This window comes from Caballeronia sp. NCF2 (assembly GCF_023631205.1).
Classification (GTDB): Bacteria; Pseudomonadota; Gammaproteobacteria; order Burkholderiales; family Burkholderiaceae; genus Caballeronia; species Caballeronia zhejiangensis.
The window spans coordinates 29252-54365 of sequence record NZ_JALQDN010000011.1 but is presented as its reverse complement, the minus strand read 5'-3'; the positions used below and the strand labels follow the sequence as shown (position 1 = coordinate 54365).

At 62.9% G+C, this 25114-nt stretch carries 24 protein-coding genes; 12 read left to right on the top strand and 12 right to left on the bottom strand.

Annotated features, from left to right (window positions below; genetic code table 11):
* Positions 1–56: 56 nt before the first annotated feature.
* The 4 genes from NCS02_RS07075 to NCS02_RS07060 all read right to left on the bottom strand — a co-directional run bounded on the left by NCS02_RS07075 (position 57) and on the right by NCS02_RS07060 (position 5872).
* Positions 57–1649 (bottom strand): ABC-F family ATPase, encoded by a 1593-nt coding sequence (locus NCS02_RS07075; RefSeq protein ID WP_008349811.1) that lies wholly within the window; start codon positions 1647–1649, stop codon positions 57–59.
* Between the two features lie 179 nt (positions 1650–1828).
* Positions 1829–3274: a threonine synthase gene (gene thrC / locus NCS02_RS07070; RefSeq protein WP_175980110.1), complete on the bottom strand. Its 1446-nt coding sequence runs from the start codon at positions 3272–3274 to the stop codon at positions 1829–1831.
* Positions 3275–3285: 11 nt separating this feature from the next.
* Complete coding sequence (locus NCS02_RS07065) at positions 3286–4608, bottom strand: homoserine dehydrogenase (RefSeq protein WP_244808058.1); 1323 nt, start codon at positions 4606–4608, stop codon at positions 3286–3288.
* 25 nt (positions 4609–4633) lie between these two features.
* Complete coding sequence (locus tag NCS02_RS07060) at positions 4634–5872, bottom strand: pyridoxal phosphate-dependent aminotransferase (RefSeq protein WP_008349814.1); 1239 nt, start codon at positions 5870–5872, stop codon at positions 4634–4636.
* A gap of 419 nt (positions 5873–6291) precedes the next feature.
* Between NCS02_RS07060 and NCS02_RS07055 the strand changes: the two genes are divergently transcribed.
* The 12 genes from NCS02_RS07055 (at position 6292) to NCS02_RS07000 (ending at position 19120) form a co-directional block, all read left to right on the top strand.
* A complete protein-coding gene (locus NCS02_RS07055) occupies positions 6292–6666 on the top strand; it encodes an Mth938-like domain-containing protein (protein ID WP_008349815.1) in 375 nt (124 codons plus the stop codon).
* Positions 6667–6978: 312 nt separating this feature from the next.
* Positions 6979–8652, top strand: a complete 1674-nt coding sequence (locus NCS02_RS07050; RefSeq protein ID WP_244808118.1) for a glycosyltransferase family 39 protein — start codon at positions 6979–6981, stop codon at positions 8650–8652.
* A gap of 97 nt (positions 8653–8749) precedes the next feature.
* A complete protein-coding gene (locus tag NCS02_RS07045) occupies positions 8750–9121 on the top strand; it encodes an SMR family transporter (RefSeq protein ID WP_008349817.1) in 372 nt (123 codons plus the stop codon).
* A gap of 52 nt (positions 9122–9173) precedes the next feature.
* Positions 9174–10331, top strand: coding sequence for a DegT/DnrJ/EryC1/StrS family aminotransferase (locus NCS02_RS07040; protein WP_244808056.1), 1158 nt, complete (start codon positions 9174–9176; stop codon positions 10329–10331).
* A 29-nt stretch (positions 10332–10360) separates the two neighbouring features.
* Positions 10361–11398, top strand: coding sequence for a glycosyltransferase (locus NCS02_RS07035; protein ID WP_008349819.1), 1038 nt, complete (start codon positions 10361–10363; stop codon positions 11396–11398).
* The gene (locus tag NCS02_RS07030; RefSeq protein ID WP_008349821.1) at positions 11395–12381 is read left to right on the top strand and encodes a formyltransferase; all 987 of its coding nucleotides are present in this window, start codon (positions 11395–11397) and stop codon (positions 12379–12381) included. Before NCS02_RS07035 ends, NCS02_RS07030 begins: the two co-directional genes overlap by 4 nt.
* Positions 12378–13424 (top strand): bifunctional UDP-4-keto-pentose/UDP-xylose synthase, encoded by a 1047-nt coding sequence (locus tag NCS02_RS07025; RefSeq protein WP_008349823.1) that lies wholly within the window; start codon positions 12378–12380, stop codon positions 13422–13424. Before NCS02_RS07030 ends, NCS02_RS07025 begins: the two co-directional genes overlap by 4 nt.
* A gap of 9 nt (positions 13425–13433) precedes the next feature.
* Entirely contained in the window at positions 13434–14330 is an 897-nt protein-coding gene (locus tag NCS02_RS07020; protein WP_244808055.1) for a polysaccharide deacetylase family protein, read from the top strand.
* Between the two features lie 71 nt (positions 14331–14401).
* Entirely contained in the window at positions 14402–14863 is a 462-nt protein-coding gene (locus NCS02_RS07015) for a peroxiredoxin (protein WP_008349827.1), read from the top strand.
* Between the two features lie 398 nt (positions 14864–15261).
* On the top strand, positions 15262–17127 hold the full coding sequence (locus NCS02_RS07010) for a PhoH family protein (RefSeq protein ID WP_244808054.1): 1866 nt from the start codon (positions 15262–15264) through the stop codon (positions 17125–17127).
* Positions 17128–17325: 198 nt separating this feature from the next.
* Entirely contained in the window at positions 17326–18255 is a 930-nt protein-coding gene (locus NCS02_RS07005; RefSeq protein ID WP_033536115.1) for a C40 family peptidase, read from the top strand.
* 58 nt (positions 18256–18313) lie between these two features.
* Positions 18314–19120 carry an SDR family oxidoreductase gene (locus NCS02_RS07000; RefSeq protein WP_175980104.1) on the top strand — a complete coding sequence of 269 codons (807 nt, stop codon included), beginning with the start codon at positions 18314–18316 and terminating at the stop codon, positions 19118–19120.
* Between the two features lie 39 nt (positions 19121–19159).
* Here NCS02_RS07000 and NCS02_RS06995 read toward each other — a convergent pair whose 3' ends face one another.
* The 8 genes from NCS02_RS06995 to NCS02_RS06960 all read right to left on the bottom strand — a co-directional run bounded on the left by NCS02_RS06995 (position 19160) and on the right by NCS02_RS06960 (position 25095).
* On the bottom strand, positions 19160–20170 hold the full coding sequence (locus NCS02_RS06995) for an inorganic phosphate transporter (protein ID WP_008349834.1): 1011 nt from the start codon (positions 20168–20170) through the stop codon (positions 19160–19162).
* Positions 20171–20265: 95 nt separating this feature from the next.
* Positions 20266–20892 (bottom strand): DUF47 domain-containing protein, encoded by a 627-nt coding sequence (locus NCS02_RS06990; RefSeq protein WP_008349836.1) that lies wholly within the window; start codon positions 20890–20892, stop codon positions 20266–20268.
* A 138-nt stretch (positions 20893–21030) separates the two neighbouring features.
* Positions 21031–22419: a replicative DNA helicase gene (locus NCS02_RS06985; RefSeq protein WP_008349838.1), complete on the bottom strand. Its 1389-nt coding sequence runs from the start codon at positions 22417–22419 to the stop codon at positions 21031–21033.
* A 123-nt stretch (positions 22420–22542) separates the two neighbouring features.
* The gene (gene rplI / locus NCS02_RS06980; protein WP_008349840.1) at positions 22543–22998 is read right to left on the bottom strand and encodes a 50S ribosomal protein L9; all 456 of its coding nucleotides are present in this window, start codon (positions 22996–22998) and stop codon (positions 22543–22545) included.
* A 29-nt stretch (positions 22999–23027) separates the two neighbouring features.
* Complete coding sequence (rpsR, locus tag NCS02_RS06975) at positions 23028–23303, bottom strand: 30S ribosomal protein S18 (protein ID WP_007000150.1); 276 nt, start codon at positions 23301–23303, stop codon at positions 23028–23030.
* Between the two features lie 2 nt (positions 23304–23305).
* On the bottom strand, positions 23306–23605 hold the full coding sequence (priB, locus tag NCS02_RS06970) for a primosomal replication protein N (RefSeq protein WP_175980102.1): 300 nt from the start codon (positions 23603–23605) through the stop codon (positions 23306–23308).
* Positions 23606–23638: 33 nt separating this feature from the next.
* The gene (gene rpsF, locus NCS02_RS06965) at positions 23639–24010 is read right to left on the bottom strand and encodes a 30S ribosomal protein S6 (RefSeq protein ID WP_008349848.1); all 372 of its coding nucleotides are present in this window, start codon (positions 24008–24010) and stop codon (positions 23639–23641) included.
* 131 nt (positions 24011–24141) lie between these two features.
* Positions 24142–25095 carry a LysR family transcriptional regulator gene (locus NCS02_RS06960; RefSeq protein WP_008349850.1) on the bottom strand — a complete coding sequence of 318 codons (954 nt, stop codon included), beginning with the start codon at positions 25093–25095 and terminating at the stop codon, positions 24142–24144.
* Between the last annotated feature and the right edge of the window lie 19 nt (positions 25096–25114).

The following is a 25114-nucleotide window of genomic DNA, read 5'->3' as shown; positions in this document are numbered from 1 at the left end:
ACGGCCCGCTCTTTCGAGGCGGGCCGCTTGTTTCAGCGCGAGCGCGAAGCCGGTGATTACTGAATCCCCTGGCTCGCCAGAAAATCTTCGTAATTCCCGCCGAAGTCGCGCAGCGTGCCATCCGTCTTCACTTCGATGATGCGATTCGCCAGCCCGCTCACGAACTCGCGGTCGTGCGACACGAAGATCAGCGTGCCTTCGAACTTCTCCAGCGCGATCTGCAGCGACTCGATCGACTCCATGTCCATGTGGTTGGTCGGCTCGTCCATCAGCAGAACGTTGTGGCGGCCGAGCATCAGCTTGCCCCAGATCATGCGGCCCTTTTCGCCGCCCGACAGCACCTTCACGTTCTTCTTGATATCGTCCGCGTTGAAGAGCAGACGGCCGAGCGTGCCGCGCATCATCTGCTCGTCGTCGCCCTCCTTGCGATACTGGTCGATCCACTCGGTCAGCGTCTCGTCCTTCGGAAACTCTTCGTACGTGTCCTGCGGCATATAGCCGACGTTGGCGTTTTCCGCCCACTTCACCGTGCCGTGATCGAGTTCGAGCGCGCCCTTGAGCGACTTGAGCAGCGTCGTCTTGCCCGCGCCGTTCTCGCCGATGATCGCGATACGCTCGCCCGGCTGCACCGAGAGCGAAAAGTTCTGGAAGATCGTGCGGTCGTACTTCTTCGTGATTTCTTCCGCGACCACCGCGATGTTGTGCAGCTTCTTCTCGTACTCGAAGCGGATGAACGGATTCTGACGCGACGACGGCTTGAATTCCTCGATCTTGATCTTGTCGATCATCTTCAGACGGCTGGTCGCCTGACGCGCCTTCGACTTGTTCGCCGAGAAGCGGCGCACGAAGTCCTGCAGGTCGGCCACGCGCTCCTTCGCCTTCTGGTTCGCGGCCTGCTGACGCTCGCGCGCCTGCGTCGACGCCAGCATGTAGTCGTCGTAATTGCCCGGCCAGACCTTCAGCGTGCCGTAGTCCATGTCCGCCATATGCGTGCAGACCTGGTTCAGAAAGTGACGATCGTGGGAGATGATGATCATCGTCGAGTTGTACTGGTTCAGCACGTCTTCCAGCCAACGGATCGAGTTGATGTCGAGGTTGTTGGTCGGCTCGTCGAGCAGCAGCACGTCGGGCTTCGAGAACAGCGCCTGCGCGAGCAGCACGCGCAGCTTCCAGCCCGGCGCGACGTTGCTCATCGGGCCATTGTGATCGTTGATGTTGATGCCGATGCCGAGCAGCAGTTCGCCCGCGCGCGCTTCGGCCGTGTAGCCGTCGTATTCGGCGAACTTGGCTTCGAGGTCGGCGGCGCGCATGTAGTCGTCGTCGGTGGCGTCGGGGTTGGCGTAGATCGCGTCGCGCTCGGTCATCGCGGCCCACATTTCGGTGTGACCCATCATGACGACGTCGAGTACGCGCATGTCTTCGTACGCGAACTGGTCCTGGCGCAATTTGCCGAGACGCACGTTCGGCTCCAGCATGACGTTGCCCGAGGACGGCTCGAGATCGCCGCCCAGGATCTTCATGAAGGTCGACTTGCCGCAGCCGTTGGCGCCGATCAAGCCATAGCGGTTGCCTTCGCCGAACTTGACCGAGATGTTCTCGAAGAGGGGCTTGGGCCCGAATTGCATGGTGATATTGGCGGTAGACAGCACGGCGCGTCCTTTTGAATGGGGTACGACGAAAAACCTGAGATTTTAACAGCTTTTGGCGGGCTTTTGCCCGCGAGCGGCGATTCTGCGAAGCTGGCTCGGGCGGCGGATTTCGTGCCGCATCATAAAAAAACGGGGCGCGGCCGTGCAGCCGCGCCCCGTTCATCCCGATGACGATCCTGTTACGTGCGCTCGGCGATGAACGCCTTCACGACGCCAGCATCGGCAGGAACGATATCGAACCTTTGTGGCAGTTTTTCAAGTCCGACGAACGCAGCCGGCCGCTCGGGCTCGCGATTGAGCGCCTCGCGGATCGTCTCGCCGAATTTGATCGGCTGCGCGGTTTCGAGGACGATCATCGGCACGCCGGGCTTCAGATTTTCGCGCGCGACCTTCACGCCGTCGGCGGTGTGCGTGTCGATCATCGTGTGATAGCGCTCGAATACGTCGCGGATCGTCTTCACGCGGTCGTCGTGGCCGCTCTTGCCCGACACAAATCCGAATTCCTTCACGCGCGCGAAATCGCCGCTCACCGCGAGGTCGAAGCCGCCCTTCTCTTCGACGTCGCGGAACAGTTGCAGCACGCGCGCCGGATCGCGTCCGAGCAGGTCGTACACGAAACGCTCGAAGTTCGACGCCTTCGAGATATCCATGCTCGGGCTCGTCGTGTGATACGTCTCCGCCGCGCCGCGCACGCGATACACGCCGGTCTTGAAGAACTCGTCGAGCACGTCGTTTTCGTTGGTCGCGACGACGAGTTGATCGATCGGCAGGCCCATCATGCGCGCGATGTGCCCCGCGCACACATTGCCGAAATTGCCCGAGGGCACCGTGAACGACACGCGTTCGTCGTTGCTCTTCGTCGCGGCGAAATAGCCTTTGAAGTAGTACACGACCTGCGCGACGACGCGCGCCCAGTTGATCGAATTGACCGTGCCGATCTTGTGCTTCGCCTTGTACGCGTGATCGTTCGACACGGCCTTGACGATGTCCTGGCAGTTATCGAAGTTGCCTTCGACCGCCAGATTGAAGATGTTCGGATCCTGCAGCGAGAACATCTGCGCGGTCTGGAACGCGCTCATCTTCTTGTGCGGCGAGAGCATGAACACGCGCACGCCGGTCTTGCCGCGCATCGCGTATTCGGCGGCGCTGCCGGTGTCGCCCGAGGTCGCACCGAGGATGTTCAATTCATCGCCGTGCTTGGCCAGTGCGTACTCGAACAGATTGCCGAGCAGTTGCATCGCCATGTCCTTGAAGGCGAGCGTCGGGCCGTTCGAGAGTTCCAGCAGCGACAGCGTCGTGCCGTTTTCCTCGCCGAGCGTCTTCAAAGGCGTGATCTGAACCGCGCTCTCTTCGTGGCGCACGTTGCTGTACACCTGCGCGGTGTACGTCTTGCGCGTAAGCGAGCGCAGGTCGTCGGCAGGAATGTCGTCGCTGAACTTCGACAGCACTTCGAATGCGAGATCCGCGTACGACAGCGTGCGCCAGCGCGCGAGTTCGTCGGCGCTGACTTTCGGATACTCCGCCGGCAGATACAGGCCGCCGTCTTTGGCGAGGCCGCCCAGCAGAATGTCGGAGAACGTGTGGCGCTCGTCGGTGCCGGCGCCGCGCGTCGAAATGTAGTTCATCGTGCTTGCCTTTAGTTGAGCGCTTCCATGCGCAGCTTCGTCACCTTGGAGACGACCGTGGACAGCGCCTCGATCTGCGCGATCGCCGCGTTCACGTTCATTTCGAGCGTCTCGTGCGTGATGAGGATGATGTCGGTCTCGCCCTTGTTCGCGCCGTCGACTTCTTCCGATTCCTTCTGCAGCAGCGCGTCGATGGAGATGCCCTTGTCCGCGAGAATGCGCGTGATGTTCGCGAGCACGCCCGTCACGTCCGCGACGCGCAGGCGCAAGTAGTAGCCGCTCGTCACTTCGTCGATCGGCAGGATTGGCGTGTTCGACAGGCTGTCCGGCTGGAACGCCAGATGCGGCACGCGATGCTCGGGATCGGCCGTATGCAGGCGCGTCACGTCGACGAGATCGGCGACCACGGCGGACGCCGTCGGCTCCGCGCCCGCGCCCTTGCCGTAGTAGAGCGTCGTGCCGACCGCGTCGCCGTGCACGACGACCGCGTTCATCGCGCCTTCCACATTGGCGAGCAGGCGCTTGGCCGGAACGAGCGTCGGATGCGTGCGCAGCTCGATGCCCTTCTCCGAGCGCCGCGCGATGCCGAGCAGCTTGATGCGATAGCCGAGATCTTCCGCGTAACGAATGTCGATCGCGGCCAGCTTGCTGATGCCTTCCACATACGCGCGATCGAACTGCACCGGCACGCCGAACGCGATTGCGCTCATGATCGTGACCTTGTGCGCGGCATCGACGCCTTCGATGTCGAAAGTCGGATCGGCTTCGGCGTAACCCAGTTCCTGCGCGGCCTTCAATGCGGTCGCGAAGTCGAGCCCGCGGTCACGCATTTCCGAAAGAATGTAGTTCGTCGTGCCGTTGATGATGCCCGCGATGTACTCGATGCGGTTCGCCGTCAGCCCTTCGCGCAGCGCCTTGATGATCGGAATGCCGCCCGCCACCGCGGCCTCGAACGCGACCATCACGCCCTTCGCGCGCGCGGCCTCGAAAATTTCCGTGCCGTGCACCGCGAGCAGCGCCTTGTTGGCCGTCACGACATGCTTGCCGTTCGCGATCGCGCGCAGCACCAGTTCGCGCGCGAAGCCCGTGCCGCCGATCATTTCGCACACGATGGCGATGGAAGGATCGTCGACGACCGCGTTGAAGTCGTCCGTCACCGCGATGCCTTCCTGCTTCGCCGCTTCGGCCTTCGCCGTCGTACGCACGGCGACACGCGAAATTTCGATGCCGCGTCCCGCGCGTCGTTTGATTTCTTCCTGGTTACGGCGCAGCACCGTGAAGGTGCCGCTGCCGACCGTGCCGAAGCCCAAGAGTCCTACTTTGATCGGTTCCATGCAGCGCGAGTCTTTAAAAGAGAGATTAAGCGGAATGTCGTTTGCGATAGCCGTCGAGGAAGCGCGCGATGCGGTTGATCGAATCCGCGAGATCGTCGACGTTCGGCAGGAAAACCACGCGGAAGTGATCCGGCGTCGGCCAGTTGAAGCCGGTGCCTTGCACGAGCAGCACGCGCTCCTCGAGCAGCAGATCCGTGATGAACTGCTGGTCGTCCTGGATCGGATACATCTTCGGATCGAGCTTCGGGAACATGTAGAGCGCGGCTTGCGGCTTCACGCACGTGACGCCCGGAATCGCCGTGAGCATGTCGTACGCGAGTTCGCGCTGCTTGAAGAGGCGCCCGCTCGGGACGATCAGGTCGTTGATGCTCTGATAGCCGCCGAGCGCCGTCTGGATCGCATACTGGCCGGGTACGTTCGGGCACAGGCGCATCGACGCGAGAATGCCGAGGCCTTCGAGATAATCCTTCGCGCGGCGGCGGTTCTCTTCGATCAGCCCGGAGATCGCCATCCAGCCCGCGCGATACCCGCACGAGCGGTAACTTTTCGAAAGGCTGTTGAACGTGACCGTGACGACGTCTTCGGAGAGCGCGGCCATCGACGTGTGCGTCTTGCCGTCGTAGACGATCTTGTCGTAGACCTCGTCCGCGAAAATGATGAGACCGTGCTCGCGCGCGATCGCGATCAGTTCACGCAGCAGTTCGTCGGAGTACAGCGCGCCTGTGGGGTTGTTCGGGTTGATGACGACGAGCGCCTTCGTGTTCGGCGTGATTTTCGCGCGGATGTCGTCGAGATCGGGCATCCAGCCGTTGCTCTCGTCGCACATGTAGTGGCGCGGCGTGCCCGACGACAGGCTCACCGCGGCCGTCCATAGCGGATAGTCCGGCGCCGGAAGGAGCACTTCGTCGCCGTCGTTGAGAAGCGCCTGCATCGCCATGACGATCAGTTCCGACGCGCCATTGCCGATGTAGATATCGTCCAGTTCGACGCCCGTCACACCCTTTTGCTGCGTGTAATGCATGATCGCCTTGCGCGCGGCGAACACGCCCTTCGAATCCGAATAGCCCGACGAACCCGGCAGATTGCGGATCATGTCCTGAATGATCTCGTCCGGCGCCTCGAAGCCGAACGGCGCCAGATTGCCGATATTCAGCTTGATGATGCGATGGCCTTCTTCTTCGAGGCGCTTCGCGTGTTCGAGCACGGGCCCGCGAATGTCGTAGCAGACGTTTTGCAGCTTGTTGGATTTGAGAATCGGTTTCACGGCTGGCGCTCTGGGTCTGATGTGAATGCGGACGGGTTCTGGTGATGTCGGTCGCGTGCGGCTCGGAATTCGGGGCAGCCAGCCTCGCGCGCGGCGGACGGGCGTTGCAATAAATACCGAGGTGAAAGCCGATGGCGGCTCGCCCGGACGGCCCGCTTTTCCCGAGCGCCGAACGATGCATTTTAGACGCCGCGCCAGGTAAGGCATGGGCGATGCGGACCGGATTGCGTGTCGAAGGCGGCTTGTGGCGGCACGCGAGCGCAACGGGTGGCGCACGAGCGAGCCCGGCAGCCAAAAAGTTATAATTTACTGATTATGGCCCAGTTCCGCAATGCACCAATCGAATGCGCCGGAACCGGCGCAAACGGCGCTGCGCGCGCCCGCCGGGCCTCTCTCCTTTTCCTTGCCGGATCATTGTTTTGAAACTGCACCAGGATTCCACCAGCGCGCTCAATACCATCACGAGCTACGGAGACGGTTTCGTGGCGATCAATCTCGAAAGGCACGAAGGCAGCGTGATCGTCATGCCGCAGACGCCCGTCGCGGCGTGGCCGGTGTCGTCGTTCGATGCGCTCAAGCCCGAGGATTTCGATGCGCTCGTCGAGGCCGCGCCGGAAGTCGTCATTTTCGGCAGCGGGTCGCGGCTGCGCTTTCCGCATCCGCGCCTCACCGCGCAACTGGCGAAACACCGCATCGGCGTCGAAACGATGGATTTCGGCGCGGCCTGCCGCACCTACAACATACTGATGTCCGAAGGCCGGCGCGTGGCCGCCGCACTGCTGATCGAAGCCTGAGGGGATCGCTAAGGCGGCGCTAAGGAAGCGTTGGCAGACTCCCGCCGCCCGTCCGATATCGGCAGCAGCCGTCGCTTGCCAGTCGTCAATTTTGACGGATGCCGGTCGGCCGTGCGCTACACTCCCGCCCGGCATCGTCGTTACGCCGGGCGTTTCGACGTCGGACAAGTGCGCAGCGCGCGCTCGAACGTGCGAACTCGCATCGACAATGCGTGCCTGAGCATGCACGAGTTGCATCCTCGCGCGGCGCGCATTCATCGCTCAATTCGTTTCATTAGCGCCGCGCATCGCGGCATCGGACAGGTCGACTTCATGAACGATACGCCTACCCGGCTACCGCTCACGCGTCTTTCGCTCATTCTTCTGGTACTCGCACTCGCGATCATCTGGTTCGCGCCGCTCGGGTATCGTCATCTCGTGCCCAGCGACGAAGGCCGTTACGCCGAAATGGCGCGCGAGATGTTCGTGACCGGCGACTGGATCACGCCGCGCTACAACGGCTACAAGTATTTCGAAAAGCCGCCCCTGCAAACGTGGGCGAATGCCCTTACCTTTGCGTGGTTCGGCATCGGCGAATGGCAGGCGCGCCTTTATACGGCGCTCACGGGCTTTCTGGGCGTGCTGCTCGTCGGCTATACCGGCACGCGCGTATTCAACGCGATGACGGGCTTCGCCGCCGCGGTCATCCTCGCGACGTGCCCGTACTGGAACCTGATGGGCCACTTCAACGCGCTCGACATGGGCCTGTCGTTCTGGATGGAGCTGACCCTCTGCGCGCTCCTGCTCGCCCAGCGCCCCGGACTGCCGACCCGCGAAGTGCGTCTCTGGATGTGGCTCTGCTGGGCCGGCATGGGCGCCGCGGTGCTGTCGAAGGGTCTCGTCGGCCTGATCCTGCCGGGCGCCGTGCTCGTTCTGTATTCACTCGTGTCGCGCGACTGGGCGCTCTGGAAGCGGCTCTATATCGGCAGTGGGCTGATCGTATTCCTGATCGTGACCGGCCCGTGGTTCGCGCTCGTGCAGATGAAGAACCCGGAGTTCTTCGACTTCTTCTTCATCGTCCAGCAGTTCAAGCGCTATCTGACGCCCGAGCAGAACCGCCCCGGCGCGTTCTATTACTTCGTGCCGGTTCTGATCGTGGGTTTTCTGCCGTGGCTGTCGATCGCCTTACAGAGCGTGCGCCACGGCTTGAAGACGCCACGCCAGCCCAACGGCTTCGCGCCGGTCACGATGCTGCTGATCTGGTCCGCGTTCATTTTCCTGTTCTTCAGCGCGTCGCATTCGAAGCTCATTTCGTACGTGCTGCCGATCGCGCCGGCGCTCGCGCTCGTCATCGGGCTGTATTTGCCCTCGCTGACGAAATCGCAGTACCGCATGCATCTGATCGGCTATGCGGTATTTCTGATCGCCGCGGCCTTCGGAGCGATTTTCCTCGGCCGCGCGGGCAGCGCCAACACGCCTAACGCGCTTTATCGCGAGTTCCAGATCTGGGTGTACGCGGGCCTCGCCGTCGCTTTCGTCGTGACGATATTCGCGCTCTGGCTGAACCGGCGCAGCGTGCTCGCGGGCGCGACGGGACTAGGCGCGGCCTGGCTGCTGCTGGGCACGATCGCGGGCTCCGGTCACGATGTCTTCGGCACGCAGAGTTCCGGCGTGCGGCTCGTGCCGGCCGTGAAGGCCGCGATGGCCAAGCTCCCGCCCGACACGCCGTTTTACTCGATCGCGAAGCTCGACCACACGATGCCCTTCTACCTCGGCCACACGATGATCATGGTCGGCGAAGCCGACGAGCTGACCTTCGGCGTACAGACCGAGCCGCAAAAATGGGTGCCGAGCGTCGACGAATGGGTCAGGCTGTGGGATTCGGAGCGCTACGCGTTCGCGCTGATGCCGCCCGCACGCTACGACGAGCTCATGGCACGCCACGTGCCCATGCAGGTGATCGCCCGCGACGAGCGCCGCGTGATCGTGGAGAAACCGCAGCCGTGAGCGCGCGTTTTCCTCCCGGTCGCGATGCTGCGCTGCACGATCGTTCGGCATTTCGCGATGAACCGAGTATCCTTGTTCCGCATTTGAAAAACGCGCGATGAACCCGATCTCCTTTATTTGCATCGTCATCGGCGTATCGTTGAACGCATGCGCCCAGCTCCTGCTCAAAGCCGGCGTGAACGCGGTGGGCCATTTCGACATGACGCCCGCCAACATTCTGCCGGTCGGCATCAAGATCGCGACGCAGTGGCCGATCATCGGCGGGCTTGCCTGTTATGTGCTGAGCGTCGTCGTGTGGATCGTCGGGCTGTCGCGCGTGGACGTGTCGATCGCCTATCCGATGCTCTCGCTCGGCTACGTCGTCAACGCGTTCGCCGCGTGGTACCTGTTCGGCGAAGTGCTGTCGATGCAGCGGCTCATCGGCATCGGCATCATTCTGGTCGGCGTCGTGGTGCTCGCGCGCGGCTAGTTGCCGGACCGAAGCGTCCGCCGGATCAATTCATTTTTTAAACGCATAGTCCATGACTCAAACAACGCGGCCGTTCCTGCCCTTCGTGAAGCCCGATATCGACGAAGAAACCATTCAGGGCGTCGTCGACGTGCTGCGCTCGGGCTGGATCACGACCGGCCCGCAGAATCAGCAGTTCGAGGCGGAGTTGTCGGCGTACGTAGGCGGCCGCCCGGTGCGCGCCTTCAACTCGGGCACCTGCACGATGGAAATCGGCTTGCGCATCGCGGGCGTCGGCCCCGGCGACGAAGTCATCACCACGCCGATGACCTGGGTGTCGACCGCGAACGTGATCCTCGAAGTCGGCGCGACGCCGGTGTTCGTCGATATCGATCCGGTCACGCGCAACATCGACCTGAATCTGCTCGAACGCGCAATCACGCCGCGCACCAAGGCGCTGATGCCCGTCTATCTGGCCGGCCTGCCCGTCGACATGGACAAGCTCTACGAGATCGCGCGCGCCCACAAGCTGCGCGTGATCGAAGACGCCGCGCAGGCGTTCGGTTCGACGTGGAAAGGCCAGCGCATCGGCGCGATCGGCGACATCGTGTCGTTCAGCTTCCACGCGAACAAGAATGTGACGTCGATCGAAGGCGGCGCGCTCGTAATGAATAACGAGGACGAAGCGGAACTCGCGCGCAAGTACCGTCTGCAAGGCATTACGCGCACGGGCTTCGACGGCATGGATTGCGACGTGCTCGGCGGCAAGTACAACCTGACGGACGTGGCGGCGCGCGTCGGCCTCGGCTCGTTGAGGCGCGTCGAGAGCCTCACGCAGCAGCGCCGCGAACTTGCGCGCCTCTATTTCGATGCCTTCAAAGGCGGCGCGGCGGTCGAGCTCGGCGTGGGTCTGCCGGTCGAGAACTTCACGGACCACAACTGGCACATGTTCCAGATCGCGCTGCCGCTCGAAAGGCTCAAGCTCACGCGCGCGGAATTCATGGCGCAACTGAAGGAGCGCAACGTCGGAAGCGGCGTGCATTACCCGGCGCTGCACTTGTTCACGCTGTATCGCGCGCGTGGCTACAAGGAAGGCATGTACCCGCATTCGGAGCATTACGGCGCGTCGAACGTGACGCTGCCGCTCTTCCCGGGCATGACCGCCGACGACGTGACGCATGTCGTCCGGTCCATCGACGAAATCTGCGAGCAGTTCGGACACAACGGGTAACACGGACCATCAAGGACAATCAGCGCAACATGAGTCATTTCGATTTTCCGGCGACGTCCCCCGAGCTTTCGGTGATCATCCCGGTGTACAACGAAGCGGACGGCCTCGCCGCGCTTTTCCAGCGCCTCTATCCGGCGCTCGATGCGCTCGGCACGTCGTACGAGGTGATCTTCATCAACGACGGCAGCCGCGACAAGTCGGCCGCGCTGCTCGCGCAGCAGTTCCACGTGCGGCCCGACACCACGCGCGTCATTCTGCTCAACGGCAATTACGGCCAGCACATGGCGATCCTCGCGGGCTTCGAACAGTCGCGCGGCGAGATCGTCGTCACGCTCGATGCCGACCTGCAGAATCCGCCCGAGGAAATCGGCAAGCTCGTCGCGAAGATGCGCGAGGGCTACGATTACGTCGGCACGATTCGCCAGCAGCGGCAGGACAGCCTGTGGCGCAAGAAGGCGTCGCGCGCGATGAACCGCCTGCGCGAGCGCATCACGAAGATCAAGATGACGGACCAGGGCTGCATGCTGCGCGCGTACAGCCGCCATATCATCGATACGATCAATCGCTGCGGCGAGATCAACACGTTCATTCCGGCGCTCGCGTACACCTTCGCGCAAAACCCGATCGAAGTCGATGTCGCACACGAGGAGCGGTTCGCGGGCGAGTCAAAGTATTCGCTCTATAGCCTCATCCGCCTGAACTTCGATCTCGTTACCGGCTTTTCGGTCGTGCCGCTGCAATGGCTGTCGTTCATCGGCGTGATTCTGTCGGTCGGCTCGGCGGGCCTGTTCCTGCTGCTGTTGATTCGCCGCTTCATGTTCGGCGCGGAAGTCCAGGGTGTGTTCACCCTCTTCGCCATCACGTTCTTCATGCTCGGCGTCATCATCTTCGCGCTCGGGCTGCTCGGCGAGTACATCGGGCGCATCTATCAGCAGGTGCGCGCGCGGCCGCGCTATCTCGTGCAGACGATTCTCGAACAGCGCGACGGCGTATCGGTCGCCGCCAAGCCGTTGCAGGACGCCGTGCAGCAAGTGGTCGCCGTCACGCGCGAGGAAGACGACCGATGAAGCCGCGCGCAGTCGTCTTCGCGTATCACAACGTCGGCGTGCGCTGTCTGCAGGTGCTGCTCGCGCGCGGCGTCGATGTTGCGCTCGTCGTCACGCACGAAGACAGCGCAAGCGAGAACATCTGGTTCGGCAGCGTCGCGCAGGTCGCGGCGGAACACGGCATCGACACGATCACGCCTGCCGATCCAAAGTCGCCCGAGCTTTTCGGCGCGGTGGAGAAAATCGCGCCGGACTTCGTCTTCTCGTTCTACTACCGGCACATGCTGCCCGTCTCGCTGCTTTCGCTCGCAAAGCGCGGCGCGTACAACATGCACGGCTCGCTTCTGCCCAAGTATCGCGGCCGCGTGCCGACGAACTGGGCCGTCATCAACGGCGAAACCGAGGCCGGCGCGACGCTGCATGAAATGCTCGCGAAACCCGATGCAGGCGCGATCCTCGCGCAAACGCCGGTGCCCATCCTGCCCGACGACACAGCAGCGCAAGTCTTCGACAAGACCGTCGTTGCCGCCGAACAGACGCTCTGGCGCGTGCTGCCCGCCTTGCTCGCCGGCGAAGCGCCGCATCTGCCGAACGATCTCGCGGCGGGCAGCTATTACGGCGGACGCAAGCCGGAAGACGGCCGCATCGACTGGTCGCAGCCGGCGCAGCGTGTCTACAACCTGATCCGCGCGGTCGCACCGCCGTATCCGGGCGCGTTCACGGATATCGGCGCCGATCGTTTCATCGTCGCGCGGGCGCGGCTCGTGCCCGAAACGGGCGCGCCGGGCGTTTCACCCGAAAGACTCCGTGAGCTGCGGGGTTTGCCCCCGGGCCTGACCGTGGCGGATAATGCGCTGTTTGGCGTCTGCGGCGATGGCCGCGTCATCGCCATCCACGAATTGCGTCACCGGCCCCTGAACGCCGACGCGCAACCGTCGGGCGAAGAACGCACCGTCGATCCTTCCGAATTCGGCCGAATCATTCAATCCTCTCGTCATTCATGAAAAAAGTTCTGATCCTGGGTGTCAATGGCTTCATCGGCCATCACCTGTCCAAGCGCATCCTCGAAACCACCGACTGGGAAGTCTTCGGGATGGACATGCAAACCGATCGCCTGGGCGACCTCGCGAATCACGAGCGGATGCATTTCTTCGAGGGCGACATCACGATCAACAAGGAGTGGGTCGAGTATCACGTGAAGAAGTGCGACGTGATCCTGCCGCTCGTCGCGATCGCCACGCCCGCCACGTACGTGAAGCAGCCGCTGCGCGTGTTCGAGCTCGACTTCGAGGCGAATCTGCCGATCGTGCGTTCGGCCGTGAAGTACGGCAAGCATCTGGTGTTTCCGTCGACGTCCGAGGTGTACGGCATGTGCACCGACGAGCAGTTCGATCCGGAAAACTCCGTGCTTTCCTACGGCCCGATCAACAAGCCGCGCTGGATCTACGCGTGCTCCAAGCAACTCATGGACCGCGTGATCTGGGGCTATGGCATGGAGGGTCTCAACTTCACCCTCTTCCGTCCGTTCAACTGGATCGGCCCGGGCCTCGACTCGATCTACACGCCGAAGGAAGGTTCGTCGCGCGTCGTGACGCAGTTCCTCGGGCATATCGTGCGCGGCGAAAACATCAGTCTCGTCGACGGCGGCGCGCAAAAACGCGCGTTCACCGACATCGACGACGGCATCGGCGCGCTGATGAAGATCATCGAAAACAAGGGCGGCGTGGCGTCGGGCAAGATCTACAACATCGGCAATCCGACGAACAACTTCTCGGTCCGCGAACTCGCGAACAAGATGCTCGCGCTCGCAAACGAATTCCCCGAGTACTCGGACAGCGCGAAGCAGGTGCAACTGGTCGAGACGTCGTCGGGCGCGTACTACGGCAACGGCTATCAGGACGTGCAGAACCGCGTGCCGAAGATCGACAACACGATGCAGGAACTCGGCTGGGCGCCGCAAGCGTCGATGGACGACGCGCTGCGCAAGATCTTCGAAGCGTACCGCGGCCACGTGGGCGAGGCCCGCAAGCTGGTGGAACAGGCGTAAGGCGCGCGCGTGGCTCGCATCGTTCTGAAAATCGACGTCGATACGCTGCGCGGCACGCGCGAAGGCGTGCCGAACCTCGGGCGGCTCCTCGACAAGTACAGCGCCCGCGCGACGTTCCTCTTCAGTCTCGGCCCGGATCACACCGGCTGGGCGCTGCGGCGGGTCTTGCGGCCCGGCTTTCTGAAGAAGGTGTCGCGCACGTCGGTGGTCGAGCATTACGGCGTGAAGACGCTCATGTACGGCGTGCTGCTGCCGGGGCCGGATATCGGCCGCGAAGCGGTGTCGGAAATGCGTGCGATCCACGAGGGCGGCTTCGAATGCGGCATCCATACGTGGGATCACGTCTACTGGCAGGACAACGTGCGCGGGCGTGATCGCGACTGGACCGTCGCGCAGATGCAGCAGAGCCACGCGCGCTTCATCGAGATTTTCGGCGGACCGCCCGTCACGCACGGCGCCGCCGGCTGGCAGATGAACGGCTACGCGTTCGAGCAGATCGACGCGTGGGGCATGCGCTACGCATCCGACGGGCGCGGCCACACGCCGTATATTCCCGTGCTCGACGGCCGCACGCTGAATCACATCCAGATGCCGACCACGCTGCCGACGCTCGACGAAGTGCTCGGCGTCGACGGCGTCGACGAAAGCAATGTCGCGGCGCACGTGCTGCGTAATACGGCGAACAATCCGCACGATCAGGTGTTCACGCTGCACGCCGAACTCGAAGGCCAGAAGCTCGCGCCGGTGTTCGAGCAACTGCTCGCCGGCTGGCGCGCGCAGGGTCACAGCTTTGCCACGATGGGCGATTACCATGCGGCGCTGGACCGCGCGTCGCTGCCCACGTACCCTGTGACGTGGGGCGAGATTCCGGGCCGCGCGGGCGAACTGATCGTCCAGCCGGGCTGAAGCGGCGCGTGGCCGCTTTCTCCCCGCCTCGCTTTTCTCACCGATAAACCAGAACGACCGGAGAAACCTACGTGTCAGTTGCAGTCGACCAGCCCGTTCCCGACTTCACCGCACCCGCGACGGGTGGCGAGTTCACCCTGTCCTCCTTGCGCGGCAGAAAGGTCGTGCTCTTCTTCTATCCGAAGGACAACACGCCCGGCTGCACCACCGAAAGCCTGCAATTTCGCGACCACTACGATCAGTTCAAGGCGGCCGGCGCGGAAGTGATCGGCATCTCGCGCGACAGCGTGAAATCGCACGACAACTTCAAGGCGAAGCTCGAGCTGCCTTACACGCTGGTTTCGGACGCTGACGAAGCGATCTGCACGCTCTTCGATGTCATCAAAATGAAGAAGATGTATGGCAAGGAAGTGCGCGGCGTGGAGCGCTCGACCTTCCTCGTCGACGCAAACGGCGTGCTGCGACGCGAGTTTCGCGGTGTCAAGGTGCCGGGCCACGTAGAGGCGATCGTCGAGGCTGTACAAGCGATTTGAGGCACGTTATATTGGTTCGCAATGAGCGCCTGCCTTCCCCATTTCCTTCGTTCCAGTGCAAGCCGCCGTGTGCCTGTGGGTACGGTGGGCATGGACCCGGGCTATGTGGATCCGGCAAGGGAAAGGCGCTCTGAAGCTGAAGTCAGCCGCTGGTTCCGGTAGTCGGAACGGCGGCTTTTTCATTTGGCGTCGCACGAAAGCCACGCTTCATCGGCTCGGGCGCGGCGTGTTGCACGCAACCTCCAAGGAGCAGATCGAAACTTAGGCGAACCGGCGATTTCGACAACGAAGCGCGCCTCCGGGCGCAAACTGCAGGATTCGTATCGCTTCGAGGGCGTACGAGCAGGATGCGACAGGCGGCGCACGATACACGACCCGATTCCTTTCGAGGGAACATCATGCCTTTGCCTACCGCCCCGGCCAAGCTCGGCCATCTCCTTCCGGCTGAAGAATACAAGGCCAAAGCCCGGCCTTCGAAGCAGTCGAAAAAACAAGCCGCGGCGAGCGATGACGACGCCTATGGCGCGGTCGAGACCGTCGCCGCCGAGCGTCCCGCCACGAATGCCGCGCACACGCTGCGCTCGATCGCGAACGAAGTGCTGACCCAGATTCCGGCCGAGCCGCACGTCGAAGCCGTCGTGCCGCCGCCCGCACCGGGCACCGTCCCTACGCGCGCCCGAAAATCGAAGCAGACCGCCGCGCTCCTGCAGCCGACGCCCGGCGCCCGCGCCACGCCGGATGCAGTCGAAGCGCGCACGGAGCGCGCCGAAACGCCCGTCGCGACCGAAGCACCTGTCTCGGCCACGACGCGCGATACGCGCGCGCAGAACAAACGTCGCAAGGGCACGGCTGCCGAAGCCGAATTGCGCAAGCTCTTCGTGCTCGACACCAACGTGCTGATGCACGACCCGAGTTCGCTCTTCCGCTTCGAGGAACACGACGTCTATCTGCCGATGATGACGTTGGAAGAACTCGACAACCACAAGAAGGGCATGTCGGAAGTGGCGCGCAACGCGCGTCAGGTGAGCCGGACGCTCGATGCGCTCGTCGCGCACGCGGGCAACGCCAGCAAGATGGCCGAAGGGCTTCCGCTCGCTGCGCAAGGCAATCGCGACGCGCTCGGCCGCCTCTACTTCCAGACGACGCTCACGGACATCGAGCCGGTCGAAGGCCTGCCCGTCGGCAAGGCGGACAACCAGATTCTCGGCGTCGTGCGCGCGCTGCAGAAGGAGCGGCCGGATCGCCAGGTCGTGCTGGTGTCGAAAGACATCAACATGCGCATCAAGGCGCACGCGCTCGGTCTGCCTGCCGAGGACTACTTCAACGATCAGGTTCTCGAAGACAAGGATCTGCTCTACTCCGGCGTGCGCGCACTGCCGCAGGACTTCTGGACCAAGCACGCGAAGGGCATGGAGAGCTGGCAGGACACCAAGACCGGCACCACGTATTACCGCGTGACCGGGCCGCTGTGCCCTTCGATGCTCGTCAACGAGTTCGTCTATCTCGAGCCGCAGAACGGCGAGCCGTCGTTCCATGCGGTCGTGCGCGAGCTCAACGGCAAGACCGCGCTCCTGCAGACGCTGCGCGACTACGGTCATCACAAGAACAACGTGTGGGGCATCACTGCGCGCAACCGCGAGCAGAACTTCGCGCTGAATCTGCTGATGAACCCGGAAGTCGATTTCGTCACGCTGCTGGGTCAGGCCGGCACCGGCAAGACGCTGATGGCGCTCGCCGCGGGCCTTGCGCAAGTGCTCGACGACAAGCGCTACAACGAGATCATCGTGACGCGTGCGACGGTTCCGGTCGGCGAGGACATCGGCTTTCTGCCCGGCACCGAGGAAGAGAAGATGCAGCCGTGGATGGGCGCATTCGACGACAACCTCGAAGTCCTCCAGAAGACCGATGACGCCGCCGGCGAATGGGGCCGCGCCGCGACGCAGGAGCTCATCCGTTCGCGTCTGAAGGTGAAGAGCATGAACTTCATGCGCGGACGCACGTTCGTCGACAAGTACGTGATCATCGACGAGGCGCAGAATCTCACGCCGAAGCAGATGAAAACGCTCGTCACGCGCGCGGGCCCCGGCACGAAGATCGTGTGCCTCGGCAACATCGCGCAGATCGACACGCCGTACCTGACCGAAGGCAGTTCGGGTCTCACGTATGTCGTCGATCGCTTCAAAGGCTGGACGCACAGCGGTCATGTGACCCTCGCGCGCGGCGAGCGTTCGCGCCTCGCCGATTACGCGTCCGACATTCTGTAAGCGCGCGGCTTTCAACGCGATGAAACGGCCCGGCGGAGCGATCCTGCCGGGCCGTTTCCTTTCGTCCTAACGTTCCGCACTTGCAACACTTACGGCACAGAGTTCATGTAAATCCTCAAGACATCTTGCCGCACGGCCGTGCGGCGGATTAGTATCGGCACACTGTCCTTCCTGGCGGGTTGCCGCTCGCGTTTTGCAATGCGTCGAATCTGCCTGCCGCTACTTGTTACCGTCATGCTCGCCGCGTGTGGATCCGCGCCGCAGCAGACGGCACGCAAGCCTGCGGCCAGCACGAGCGCCAACCGCACTTATAGCCCGCCGCCTGGTTTTCCGAAGTTCGTCGATCACAGTGTCGGGCGCGAGGAAATCTCCATTCAGGCGATGTCGCTCGTCGGCGTGCCGTATCGCTGGGGCGGCAACACGCCCGATGCGGGCTTCGATTGCAGCGGGCTCGTGCGGTATGTCGTCGACCGCGCGGCGTCCGTGAATCTGCCGCGTACGACCGCCGACATGAGTTCGCGCGGCGAATCGGTCGAACCGGACGAGATCGCGCCGGGCGATCTGATCTTCTTCAACACGACCGGACGGCCGCATTCGCACGTGGGCATCTATGTCGGCAAGCTGCGCTTCGTGAATGCGCCATCGACGGGCGGCACGGTGCGCCTCGACTATCTGACGAACCCGTACTGGGCGAAACGATTCGACGGCATTCGCCGCGTCGCGCCGCCGAAGACCGCGCCTACCCCGTTCGATGCGCCGACTTACATCGCGTCGCCTGCGCCCGTGCAAGCGCCTGCTCCGTCATCCGCCGACGCTTTCGAGCCACCGCCCTCGACGCTCAACGCGGCGCAACGCCAGGCTCGCGCCGCGAGCGCTACGACGCCTGGCGTCGCGACGATCAACGCTTCATCGGATCCGATTCAGGCCGCCGCCGACGCCTTCGAACCGCCGCCGCCGACATCGACCGCCGCGCGTCAGCAGGCGCGCTCCGCACAAGCCGCTGCCGATCCCTACGATTCCGCCGAGCCGCCCGTGCGCGTGATGCGCGCCTCCACCGGCTCGCTCGCCGCACCCCGCCCCGCACAGAACGACGATCCCATCGCCCGCTTCGCCACTGGCACGAACTGACGCGCGCTGCGCGTCTCTGCTATCGTGTTCCGATCATTCGTCGACGGAGCGCAACACCATGGACCTGGGACTCGCGGGCAAGGTTGTCCTGATTACGGGCGGCAGCAAGGGGATCGGATTTGCATGCGCCAGAGCGTTCGCGAGCGAAGGCGCGAAGGTCGCGATTGTTTCGCGCGACGCTGCGAATCTGGCCCGCGCCCGGGAGCAACTCGCGAGCGACGGGTATCACGTGCATCTCGCGCGCGCCGACCTGCACGAGGCCCACAGCGCCGAGGATGTCGTCGAAGAAGCGAGCACCGCGCTCGGGCCGATCGACATTCTTATCAACAGCGCCGGCGCCGCGCGCCGCTACGATCCGGACACGCTCGACGCCGCGGCCTACAGAGCGGCGATGGACGCCAAATACTTCTCCTATGTCTATCCGCAGCAGGTCGTTCTCAAGCGCATGGCGGAGCGCCTGCGTAACGATCCGAAAGCCGAGCCTGGCGCGATCGTCAACATCGTGGGAATGGGCGGCAAGATCGCGACGGACATCCACATCGCAGGCGGCGCGGCCAATGCGGCGCTGATGCTCAACACCGTCGGGCTCGCGCATCACTACGCGAAGCTCGGCATCCGCATCAACGCGATCAATCCGGGCGCGACGCTCACGGAACGCGTCGAGGAAGCGCTCGATCTGGAGGCGAAGCGGCAAGGCGTGACGCGCGATCAGGTGCTCGCCGACAGTCAGGCGAAAGTGCCGCTCGGACGCTATGCGAAGCCGGAGGAAATCGCCGACGTTGCGCTCTTTCTGGCGAGCCGGCGCGCGAGTTACGTGTCGGGCGCAATCATTCCGATGGACGGAGTGTCGTCGCCGATCATCTGACGCGCTGCGGGCCCGATGAGAGCCCGCAGGCGGAACGAATCAAAGGAAGCGGTGGCCGATCCACCAGCCGGCCGCCGCGAGCGCGGCGGACGCGGGAATGGTCAGAATCCACGCCCACACGATATTGCCCGCGACGCCCCAACGCACGGCGCTGAATTTCTGCGTCGCGCCGACGCCGACGATCGCGCCGGTGATCGTATGGGTCGTCGATACGGGAATGCCGAGGAACGACGCGACGAAGAGCGTGATCGCCCCGCCCGTCTCCGCGCAGAATCCGCCGACCGGCTTCAGCTTCGTGATCTTCTGACCCATGGTCCGCACGATGCGCCAGCCGCCGAAGAGCGTGCCGAGACCCATCGACAGGTAGCACAGGCCGATTACCCAGACGGGCGGCGCTTCGGCTGTTGCGGAGGCGTAGCCGGTCGCGATCAGCAACATCCAGATGATGCCGATGGTTTTTTGCGCATCGTTGCCACCATGGCCGAGCGAATACAGGCCAGCCGAGACGAGCTGCATGCGGCGGAAGCGCCGGTCGACCTTCGAAGGCGGCGTGCGGAAATACAGCCACGACACGAGCAGCATGAAGAACGAGCCGAGCACGAAGCCGAGCAGCGGCGAGATGAAGATGAATGCGACGGTCTTGAGCAGCCCGTCCCAGTTGAGCGACCCCCAGCCGGATTTGGCGAGCGCCGCGCCGACGAGGCCGCCGATCAGTGCGTGCGACGAACTCGATGGAATGCCGTAGATCCAGGTGACGATGTTCCAGCCTATCGCGCCGACGAGCGCGCCGAAAATGACGTAATGATCGACGATTTCGGGATCGATCGTGCCCTTTCCGACGGTTGCGGCGACCTTGAGGTGAAAGATGAAATACGCGATGACGTTGAACGCCGCGGCGAAGGCGACCGCCTGCTGCGGCTTCAATACGCCGGTCGAAACGACCGTGGCGATGGAGTTGGCGGCGTCGTGAAAGCCGTTCATGAAGTCGAACGCGAGTGCGACTATGACGAGCAAGGCGACTGCCCAGATGGCGAGTTGAATCGAATGCATCGGTTGGTGTTGTTTTTACCGGCGCTCGAAGACGGCGCGGGATTGTGTCGTCGTTGCCCGCATTGCGTGATGCGCCGCGGGCTCGGGCGGCATGATCAGGCGTTTTCCAGCACGATGCCTTCGATGATGTTCGCGACGTCTTCGCACTTGTCGGTAATCGTCTCGAGCAGTTCGTAGATCGCCTTCAGCTTGATGAGCGTCTTGACGTCGTCTTCCTCGCGGAAGAGCTTCGACATCGCCGAGCGCAACACGCGGTCCGCGTCCGACTCGAGCCGGTCGATTTCCTCGCAGATCTTCAGGATTTCGCTCGCGCGCTTCATGTCCGCCAGCAATTCGACGGCCTGCTGCACGCGCGTGACCGTGCTCGTGCAGATATGCGCGAGCTGGCTCGCCTCCGACGTCACGAAACGCACGTCGTACAGGGAAATAGCGGTGGCCACGTCCTCCATCAGGTCGAGGATGTCGTCCATCGTCGTGATGAGCTTGTGGATTTCGTCGCGGTCGAGCGGCGTGATGAACGTCTTGTGCAACAGGTCGATGGTTTCGTGCGTGAGCTTGTCGGCGCGCTTCTCGTTCGCCTGCACGTTCTGCTTGTGAACCTCGGCTTCGTCGAGGTTGTCGATCAGCAGTTCGAGCTCGCGGCTCGCATCGACCATGCACTTCGCATGCGCGTTGAAAATCTCGAAAAATTTGCCCTCGGTGGGCATGAAACGACCGAACATGAAAATCCCGATAAATGGGTCAATCTGAGTCAGACATCAAACTGACATATTGTACCTGTGTGCACTACCCGACGCACCGCGCGCATCTGACGCGCGGCCGCTATTGCCCCGGACTTGACAGCGGTTGCGGTAACTGGCCTATTCGCCGCCGTAGAAGTTTTGTGCGCCCGCGAAGTTGTCGAACTTCGTGTATTGGCCGTGGAAGGTCAGGCGAACCGGCCCGATCGGACCGTTACGCTGCTTGCCGATGATGATTTCCGCCGTGCCCTTGTCGGGGCTGTCGGGATTGTAGACTTCGTCGCGATAGATGAAGAGGATCACGTCCGCGTCCTGTTCGATAGCACCCGATTCGCGCAGGTCCGACATGATCGGCCGCTTATTCGGACGCTGCTCGAGACCGCGATTCAGCTGCGACAGCGCGATGACCGGCACGTCGAGTTCCTTCGCGAGGCTCTTCAGCGAACGCGATATCTCGGAGATTTCGGTCGCGCGGTTTTCGCCGCCGCCCGAGCCGGACATGAGCTGCAAGTAATCGACGATGATGAGGCCGAGCTTGCCGCACTGCCGCGACAGACGCCGCGCGCGCGAGCGCAGTTCCATCGGGTTCAGGCCGCCGGTTTCGTCGATGAAAAGTTGCGCCTCGCTCATTTTCTGGACGGCGTGCGTGAGCTTCGGCCAGTCTTCGTCGGTGAGACGCCCGGTGCGCATGCGATGCTGGTCCAGCCGGCCGACCGAGCCGAGCATACGCATGGTGAGCTGCGTGCCCGGCATTTCCATCGAGAACACGGCGACGGGCAAGCCGTATTCCACGGCCACGTATTCGCCGATATTCATCGAAAAGGCCGTCTTACCCATCGACGGGCGGCCCGCCACGATGATCAGCTCGCCGCCGTGCATGCCCGACGTCATGCGGTCGAGGTCGACGAAGCCTGTCGGCGTGCCGGTCACATCGCTTGGATTGGCTGTGTGATAGAGCGTGTCGATGCGCTCGACGACTTGCGTCAAGAGCGGTCCGATCTCCAGAAAACCCTGCGTGCCGCGCGCGCCCTCTTCGGCGATCGAGAACACGCGCGCTTCGGCTTCGTCGAGAATCTGGCGGACTTCCTTGCCTTGCGGATTGAACGCATCGGCGGAGATTTCATCGGCGACGGAAACCAGACGGCGCAGCACCGCACGATCGCGCACGATCTCCGCGTAGCGGCGGATATTCGCCGCGCTCGGCGTGTTCTGCGCGAGCGCGTTCAGATACGCGAGCCCGCCCACTTCCTCGGCCTTGCCGGCCATCGTGAGCGCTTCGTAGACGGTGATGACGTCGGCCGGACGCGTCGAAGCAATCAGCTTGCCGATATGCTCATAAATGATGCGATGGTCGTAGCGATAGAAATCGCCCTGATGCATCACATCGGCGATGCGGTCCCATGCGGCGTTGTCCAGCAGCAGGCCGCCGATCACGGATTGCTCGGCTTCGATCGAGTGCGGCGGGACCTTTAGCGCGTCGAGTTGCGGGTCTTTGGACGGTGCGTTCATGGGGTGGAATTATCGATGAATTCAGCGCGTAGGAACAACGCTCAGACAAATAAAAAAGGCAGGAACCTCGACGGTTCCTGCCTTTCTTTCGTGCGTTGCGAGACGCGAGGCCTCGCCTGAAACTTACGCGTGCTCGCCGAGCACCGACACGTTGACGTCGACGAGGACGTCCGTGTGCAGCGCCACTTGAACCGGATGGTCGCCGACCATCTTGATCGGGCCTTGCGGCAGACGCACTTGCGCCTTTTCCACTTCCGCGAAGCCTTGCTTCTTCAGCGCGTCAGCGATGTCCGCATTCGTGACCGAACCGAACAGACGGCCGTCGACGCCAGCCTTCTGGCCGATCTGAACCGTGAAGCCGTTCAGCTTTTCGCCCTGAGCTTGTGCGGCTGCCAGCTTTTCAGCGGCGACCTTTTCGAGGTCCGCGCGGCGAACTTCGAATTCGGCGATTGCGTCCTTGGTCGCGCGGCGTGCCTTCTTGCCGGGGATCAGGAAGTTACGTGCGTAGCCGTCCTTGACCTTGACGATATCGCCGAGGTTGCCCAGGTTGACGACCTTTTCCAAAAGAATGATTTGCATTTTTGGCTTTCCTTAGTGCGTCGTCTGATTTAGGCCTTGTGCAGGTCGGTGTACGGCAGGAGCGCGAGGAAACGCGCGCGCTTGATTGCCGTGTCGAGCTGGCGCTGATAGTGCGCCTTCGTGCCAGTCAGACGAGCCGGCGTGATCTTGCCGTTTTCGCCGATGAAGTCCTTCAGCGTTTCCGTGTCCTTGTAGTCGATGTACTCGACACCGGCTGCCGTGAAACGGCAGAACTTCTTGCGCTTGAAGAGCGGGTTTTGTTGCTGACGACGCTTGTCGAATTTCTTACCAGTCGGGCGGGGCATGATTAGTCCTTTCCAATGTCCTGCAATTCTGTGATGTGAAACACCAAGGTTCGCGCGTTACGGCTTCTCTTCGCCAGAAAGCCCGTGAAGCGTGTTTCGACGCCCATCGGACAGCTTTCCAGTTTGCCGCTCGCTTCGCCGGCCGCGACCGCCTGCAGAGTCAGTTCGACTTTCCGGGCGATGCCCGCCTCGACGACTTCTGCCGCGTGTTGCAACGTGCAGCTTGCGATCGGGATGCCGGCGGGCGTGTACCGCACCGGTTCGCGTTCCACGACGCTCGCTGTCAGTTGCAGCCGGTTCACTTAAACCTTGGTGGCTGTGGCGAAAGATTCGCCTTAAGCCTGCGCTTCGGACGGCTGGCTGGCCGCCTTCTTGGCTTCTTCGCGCTGCACTTCCTTCATCATCGGCGACGGGCTGGTTTCAGCCTTCTTCATCTTGACGATAAGGTGACGCAGAACGGCGTCGTTGAACTTGAATGCGTGCTCCAGCTCTTCGAGCGTAGCCTGATCGCATTCGATGTTCATGCAGACGTAGTGAGCCTTCGCGAGTTTCTCGATCATGTAGGCCAGTTGGCGACGGCCCCAGTCCTCGATGCGGTGGATCTGACCACCGTGCGACGTGATCGTGCTCTTGTAGCGCTCGATCATCGCGGGCACCTGCTCGCTTTGATCGGGGTGCACGATAAAGACGATTTCGTAATGACGCATATTCACTCCTTGTGCTGACTTTTGGATGAAAGCCACCCGGGCGTCGGACCGGTGCGGCAAGTGAGAAGCCAAAGATTATAGCTTTTCGTGCGCGCTCGCGCAAATGCAAATTCGAACGCCTTTTCAAGCAGTTAGCGGCCGCGCGCGTGCTCGCGCTGCGGTTCGCCGGGAAGCGTCAGCCGACGGCTCCAATATCCGGGTTGCGCGTAGATTTCCTTAAGATAATCAATAAAGTAGCGCACGCGCGCAGGCACGTAGCGCTGCTGCGGATAGACCGCGAGGATGTCGTAATCGGGAAGTTCGAAGTCGTCGAGCACGGTTTCGAGTTCGCCCGATTCCAGTTGCCGCTGGATTTCCCACGTCGAGCGCCAGCCGAGCCCGAGCCCTTCCGAAGCCCAGCGATGCAGCAATTCGCCGTCGTTGCAGTCGAGATTGCCGGTCACGCGCACGGTCACGACCTTGCCATTGCGGCGGAAATACCAGCCGCGGTTCTGCCCGCCCTGCAGATTGAACGCGAGGCAATTGTGATTCGGCAGGTCTTCCAGCGTTTTCGGCCGGCCGTGCTTCTTGAAGTACGCGGGCGTGCCGCAGACGACGCGCCGGTTGCTCGCCAGCTTGACCGCGACGAAATTCGGATCGACCGCGCCGCCGATGCGAATCGACAGGTCATAGCCCTCGCGCACCAGATCGACGACGCGATCGGTCAGATTGAACGACATCTGCAATTCCGGTTTGTCGCGCAGGAACGGCGGCGCGTGCGGCGCGACGTGCATGCGCCCGAAGGCCGCCGGCGCCGACACGATCAGATGCCCGCCCACCGCGCGCCGTCCCGCCGCCAGTTCGTTCTCAGCCTGATCCCAGTCCGCGAGCAGGTTCTTGCAGCGGTCGAGGAACGCCGCGCCCTCTTCGCTCACGACGAGCCGTCGCGTCGAACGATACATCAGCTTCACGCCGAGGCGCTTTTCGAGCGCGTCGATGCGCCGTCCCAGAATCACGGGCGACACGCCCTCTTCCAGCGCCGCCGCCGCGAGACTGCCCGCCTCGGCCACGCGCACGAACGTTTCTATCTGCTTGAAGCGGTCCATCTGCGTCTCCCGCCAATGC